Source organism: Aeromicrobium sp. REDSEA-S32_B7 (assembly GCF_001626145.1).
GTDB classification, from domain to species: Bacteria; Actinomycetota; Actinomycetes; order Propionibacteriales; family Nocardioidaceae; genus Aeromicrobium; species Aeromicrobium erythreum.
In genome coordinates this window covers 1-5,707 of sequence record NZ_LUNF01000243.1, presented here as the reverse complement: position 1 = coordinate 5,707, position 5,707 = coordinate 1, and the positions used below count along the sequence as shown (strand labels likewise).

At 71.1% G+C, this 5,707-nt stretch carries 3 protein-coding genes and 1 pseudogene; 3 read left to right on the top strand and 1 reads right to left on the bottom strand.

The genetic code is table 11. The annotated features are described in order from the left end of the window. A partial coding sequence (locus A6Q79_RS15470) for a glutathione S-transferase C-terminal domain-containing protein (RefSeq protein WP_317698717.1) occupies nt 1-792 on the bottom strand: 792 nt, incomplete at its 3' end. A 254-nt stretch (nt 793-1,046) separates the two neighbouring features. On the opposite strand from A6Q79_RS15470, the pseudogene A6Q79_RS15465 reads away from it, so the two are divergent. The 3 genes and pseudogenes from A6Q79_RS15465 (at nt 1,047) to A6Q79_RS15455 (ending at nt 5,525) form a co-directional block, all read left to right on the top strand. Next, nucleotides 1,047-2,626 (top strand): annotated as a pseudogene (locus tag A6Q79_RS15465) (2-isopropylmalate synthase). Nucleotides 2,627-2,904: 278 nt separating this feature from the next. Further along, nucleotides 2,905-3,996, top strand: coding sequence for a saccharopine dehydrogenase C-terminal domain-containing protein (locus tag A6Q79_RS15460; RefSeq protein WP_067858704.1), 1,092 nt, complete (start codon nt 2,905-2,907; stop codon nt 3,994-3,996). Next, nucleotides 3,993-5,525, top strand: coding sequence for an aldehyde dehydrogenase family protein (locus A6Q79_RS15455; protein ID WP_286690805.1), 1,533 nt, complete (start codon nt 3,993-3,995; stop codon nt 5,523-5,525). The genes A6Q79_RS15460 and A6Q79_RS15455 overlap by 4 nt, the downstream gene beginning before the upstream one ends. Nucleotides 5,526-5,707: the final 182 nt, after the last annotated feature.

The following is a 5,707-nucleotide window of genomic DNA, read 5'->3' as shown; positions in this document are numbered from 1 at the left end:
GTGGTAGACCGCGTCGAAGCGCGCCAGGGTCGTGAACAGCCGGACGTCGGCCTCGGTGATGGAGTCGCCCATCAGGTACCGCCGGTCCTCCAGCCGTGACTCGAGCCAGTCCAGCGCGTCGAAGAGCCGGTCGTACGCCGCCTCGTAGCTGTCCTGGTCGCCGGCGAAGCCGCATCGGTAGACACCGTTGTTGACCTCGGTGAAGACCCGCTGCATGACCTCCTCCATCTCCTCGCGGAGGTCGTCGGGCCACAGGTCCGGCGCGTCGGGCTTGTGGTGGTCGCGCCACTCGAAGAAGAAGTCGTGGGTGATCCACGGGAAGTCGTTCGTGACGACCTTGCCGCTCTCGACCTCGACGACGGCGGGCACCGTGATGCCGCGCGGGTAGTCGGGGTAGCGCGCGAAGTACGCGTCCTGCAGGCGCGGGATGCCGAGCACCGGGTCGACCCCGTCGGGATCGAGGTCGAAGGTCCAGCTGCGCTTGTCGTGCGTGGGGCCGGCGAGCCCGAGCGACAGCGCGTCCTCCAGCCCGAGGAGGCGGCGCACGATGACGGTGCGCGTCGCCCAGGGGCACGCGAGCGCGGCGACGAGCCGGTAGCGGCCGGCCTCGACGGGCCAGGTCGGCGCGTCGTCCACGGGCGGCTTGCCGGTGCCCGCGCGGTCGTCGACCGGGGCGCCCCCCTGCCGCGTGATGCGGTCGGGGATGTAGTTCATGTCGCGGTCGAACTCCTGGCCGCTCGTGACGTAGGAGCCCGCCGTGGACTGGTCCTCGCTGCTGGTGTCGCTGCTCATGACCCCAGTCTGTCCGAGCCCGCCCACCGCTGCAGCGTGGTGGTCCCCGCGGACGGTGGGGTAGGCTGGCCGCGATGTACGCGAGCCGACTCCTTCTCTGCCGCGTCGAGGTCCACTAGGTCGGGCCCCTCGGCGCGGAGTTCGTCATGCACCGACCGCAACGACCTGACGAGCACCCCGAGGAAGACACCGACATGACCACGCACCGCACCGGACTGCCCAGCAACGTCGTCGCGCCGCAGAAGGCGTCGCCGATGCCGTTCGGCCGCTACCGCCCGTTCGCGCCCATCGACCTGCCCGACCGCACCTGGCCGTCCCAGACGATCACGAAGGCCCCGCGCTGGCTCTCCACCGACCTGCGCGACGGCAACCAGGCCCTCATCGACCCCATGACCCCGGTGCGCAAGCGCCGCATGTTCGAGCTGCTCGTGCGCATGGGCTACCAGGAGATCGAGGTCGGGTTCCCGTCGGCCAGCGAGACCGACTTCGCGTTCGTGCGCTCGCTGATCGAGGACGACGTCATCCCCGACGACGTCACGATCTCGGTCCTGACCCAGGCCCGCGAGGACCTCATCGAGCGGACCACGCAGGCGCTGACCGGCGCCCGGCGCGCCAACATCCACCTCTACAACGCCGTCGCGCCGCTGTTCCGCCGCGTCGTCTTCCACGCCTCGAAGGACGAGGTGCGCGCCATCGCCACCCGCGGCACCGAGCTCGTCATGAAGCACGCCGAGCAGAACATGCCGGGCACCGCGTTCGGCTACCAGTACAGCCCCGAGATCTTCACCGGCGCCGAGCTGGAGTTCAGCGTCGAGGTCTGCAACGCGGTCATGGACGTCTGGCAGCCCGAGGACGGTCGCGAGATCATCCTCAACCTGTCGCCGCCACCGAGCTGGCGCTGATGGCCGGAGCGGACCGCGTCGAGGGGTGCCTCTTCGGCCACGGCGAGCGCACCGGCAACGTCGACCTCGTCACCGTCGGCATGAACCTGTTCAGCCAGGGCATCGACCCGCAGGTCGACTTCACCGCCGGCGGCATCGGCATCGACGAGGTGCGCCGCACCGTCGAGTACTGCACGAGCCTGCCGGTGCACCCGCGCCACCCGTACGCGGGCGACCTCGTCTACACCGCCTTCTCCGGCTCCCACCAGGACGCCATCAAGAAGGGCCTGGAGGACCTCGACCGGATCGCCGCCGAGCAGGGCGTCGACGTGTCCGAGGTGCCGTGGGAGGCGCCCTACCTGCCCATCGACCCGCACGACGTCGGCCGCACCTACGAGGCCGTCATCCGCGTCAACAGCCAGTCCGGCAAGGGCGGCGTCTCTTACCTGCTGAAGACCGAGCACCAGCTCGACCTGCCGCGTCGCCTGCAGATCGAGTTCAGCCGGGTCGTGCAGGGCCTCACCGAGGGCGAGGCGGGCGAGATCTCCGCCGACGGCATCTGGACGGCGTTCAGCCAGGAGTACCTCGAGCGCGAGGAGCCCTACTCCCTCGTGACCTTCACCTCCACCACGTCGTCGGACGGTCACGACCAGCAGGTCGTCGACCTCGTCGTCCGCGGGGAGGAGCGCTCCTTCAAGGGCGAGGGCAACGGTCCCGTCGACGCCTTCGTCGACGGCATGCGTCAGGCCGGGGCCGACATCCGGGTGCTCGACTACACCGAGCACGCGCTGTCGGCTGGCGGCGACGCCCTTGCCGCCGCCTACGTCGAGGCCGAGATCGCCGGCGAGATCGTGTGGGGCGTGGGCATCCACGCCAACATCGTCACCGCCTCGCTGCGGGCCGTCGTCTCCGCCGCCAACCGCGCCGCGGCCCAGACCATCCCCGCCGTCTAGCCCGGTCTGCTCCGCGCCCCCGCCAGGCACCCCCGCCAGGCCCTGCTCCCTCCCCGCTGAGTGTGACGTTTCGGTGTCGTCGCGACCCGATCCGGCCCGCGAACGTCGCGCCCAGCGGGGGAGGACGGTCGGTCCGACGAACTTCACCGGATCGTCATCACTGGACCGTCCAGCCGGTACAGACACGGGGCCTCCCGCTGGCTAGCATCGTGTGACGTCGAGCACCCCTCGACGCCACACTCACGCGACGCGATCCGTCGCCGGCCCCAGGAGGTCCCGTGTCCCGTTCGCTCAACACCGTGGCGGTGTTCGGTCTCGGGAAGGTCGGCGAGCTGGTGGCCGACCTGCTCGTCCGCGCGCAGTTCGACGTCGTCGGCTACGACGCCGCCCCGCGCGACGACCTCCACTTCGCCTCCCACGTGGTCGACGTCGCCGACGCCACCGCCGTCCGCAAGGCGCTCACCGACGTCGACGCCGTCGTGTCGTGCCTGCCCTACCACCTGAACATCGCCGTCGCCGAGGCCGCGTACGACACCAGCACGCACTACTTCGACCTCACCGAGGACGTCCCGACGACGAACCGCGTCGTGGAGCTGAGCCGCCAGCGCCCCGAGTCGGCGTTCGTGCCGCAGTGCGGCCTGGCGCCCGGGCTGATCGGCATCGTCGGTGCCTCGCTCGCGCAGGGCTTCGAGCAGATCCGCAACATCGAGCTCAAGGTCGGCGCCCTGCCGCAGAACCCGACCGGCCTGCTCGGCTACGCGTTCAACTGGTCGGCCGAGGGCGTCGTCAACGAGTACCTCAACGACTGCGAGGTGCTGCGCTCCGGCCGCCGTCAGATGGTGCCGGCCATGACCGAGAAGGAGCGCGTCTTCATCGGCGGCATCGAGCTGGAGGCCGCGCTGACCTCCGGTGGTCTCGGCACGATGTGCCAGACGTACGAGGGCCGCGTGAGCCGGCTCGACTACAAGACCCTGCGCTACCCGGGCCACTTCGAGCAGATGCACTTCCTGTTCGACGAGCTCAACCTGCGCGAGCGTCGCGAGGAGGTCGGCCGGATCCTCGTCGACGCCAAGCCGCCCGTGAACGACGACATCGTCTACCTGCACGCCGCCGTCGAGGGCACGAAGGCCGGCCAGCCGTTCCGCGAGAACTACGTGCGCGGCTACCTGCCGATCGAGATCGAGGGTCGCACCTGGCGCGCCATCAGCTGGACCACCGCCGCCTCAGCCGTCTCCGTCGTCGAGCTCGTCGCCGACGGCGGCCTGCCGCACGCCGGCTTCGTCGCCCAGGAGGACATCCGCCTCGACGACCTCTTCGCCACCACCTCCGGACAGCTGTTCGCCTCCCACGGAAAGGTCTCTCCCGCATGAGCGACGTCACCACCCGCGCCCTCGAGATCCTGCAGCGCCTCGGCGCCGGCAATCCCTTCGACGCCGTTCCCGAGGGGGCGCAGCGCGACCTGCCCGCGACGTCGCCGATCGACGGCCACGAGATCGGTCGGCTCGCGTCGCACTCGGCCGCCGACGTCGGCGACGCGGTGGGCCGCGCGCACGACGCCTTCCTGCAGTGGCGCAGCGTCCCGGCGCCGGTGCGCGGCCAGTTCGTGCGCGAGCTGGGCGAGCTGCTCCGCGAGCACAAGGACGACCTCGGCGCGCTGGTGAGCATCGAGGCCGGGAAGATCCTGAGCGAGGGTCTGGGTGAGGTGCAGGAGATGATCGACATCTGCGACCTCGCGGTCGGGCTCTCCCGCCAGCTGCACGGGCTGACGATCGCCACCGAGCGTCCTGGGCACCGGATGATGGAGCAGTGGCACCCGCTGGGCGTCGTCGGCGTCATCAGCGCCTTCAACTTCCCGGTCGCGGTGTGGTCGTGGAACGCGGCGCTCGCGTTCGTCTGCGGCGACGCCGTGGTGTGGAAGCCGTCGGAGAAGACGATGCTGACCGCCCTCGCATGCCAGGCCCTCGCCGACGAGGCGGCCCGCCGCGCCGGCGCGCCGGAGCACCTGTCGCAGGTCGTGCTCGGCGCCCGTGAGGTCGGCGAGGCGCTCGTCGACGACCCGCGCGTGCCGCTCGTCTCGGCCACCGGCTCCACCCGGATGGGCAAGGAGGTCGCGCCGCGCGTGGCCGCCCGCCTGGGCCGCTCGCTGCTCGAGCTCGGCGGCAACAACGCCGCCGTCGTGGCGCCCAGCGCCGACCTCGACCTCGCCGTGCGCGGCATCGTGTTCTCCGCCGTCGGCACGGCCGGCCAGCGCTGCACGTCGCTGCGTCGCGTGATCGTGCACGAGAGCATCAAGGACGAGCTGGTGGAGCGGCTGGCGAAGGCGTACGCGACGCTGCCGATCGGCTCGCCGCTGGAGCCGACCACGCTCGTCGGGCCCCTGGTCGACGAGGCGTCGTTCCGGGCGTTCGGCGACGCGATCAGCCGTGCCCAGGCCGACGGCGGCACGCTCGTCACCGGCGGCGCGCAGGACGTCGCCGCCAGCGACGCGACCGGCGGCGGCTACTACGTGCAGCCCGCCATCGTCGACATGCCCGGCCAGACCGACGTCGTGAAGGAGGAGACGTTCGCGCCGATCCTCTACGTGCTCACCTACTCCTCGTTCGTCGATGCCCTGGCCCTGCACAACGACGTCGCCCAGGGCCTGTCGTCCTCGATCTTCACCCTCGACGTGCGCGAGGCCGAGACGTTCGTGTCGGCGGTCGGCTCCGACTGCGGCATCGCCAACGTCAACATCGGCCCCTCGGGTGCCGAGATCGGTGGCGCGTTCGGCGGGGAGAAGGACACCGGCGGCGGTCGCGAGTCGGGCTCCGACGCGTGGCGCGCCTACATGCGCCGCGCGACGAACACGGTGAACTACTCCACCGAGCTGCCGCTGGCTCAGGGCGTGGAGTTCGTGTGAGCCGCTTCCGGTACCTCCGGGTGTCGGAGGAGGTCGAAGCCGAGGGCGGCCACAGGTGGGCCGTCTCGCCCACGCGCTTGCGCGCGGACCTGGCGGCGAACCTCTCCGAGCTCTACGGCTCCGAGGTGCCGGCGTACACGACGCTCGTCGAGGCGTGCGAGCACGTCAACGCCGACGTGCTC

Excerpts from the sequence above, each read along its gene's own strand:
- A6Q79_RS15455 (WP_286690805.1), top strand. The coding sequence starts at position 3,993 with ATGAGCGACGTCACCACCCGCGCCCTCGAGATCCTGCAGCGCCTCGGC.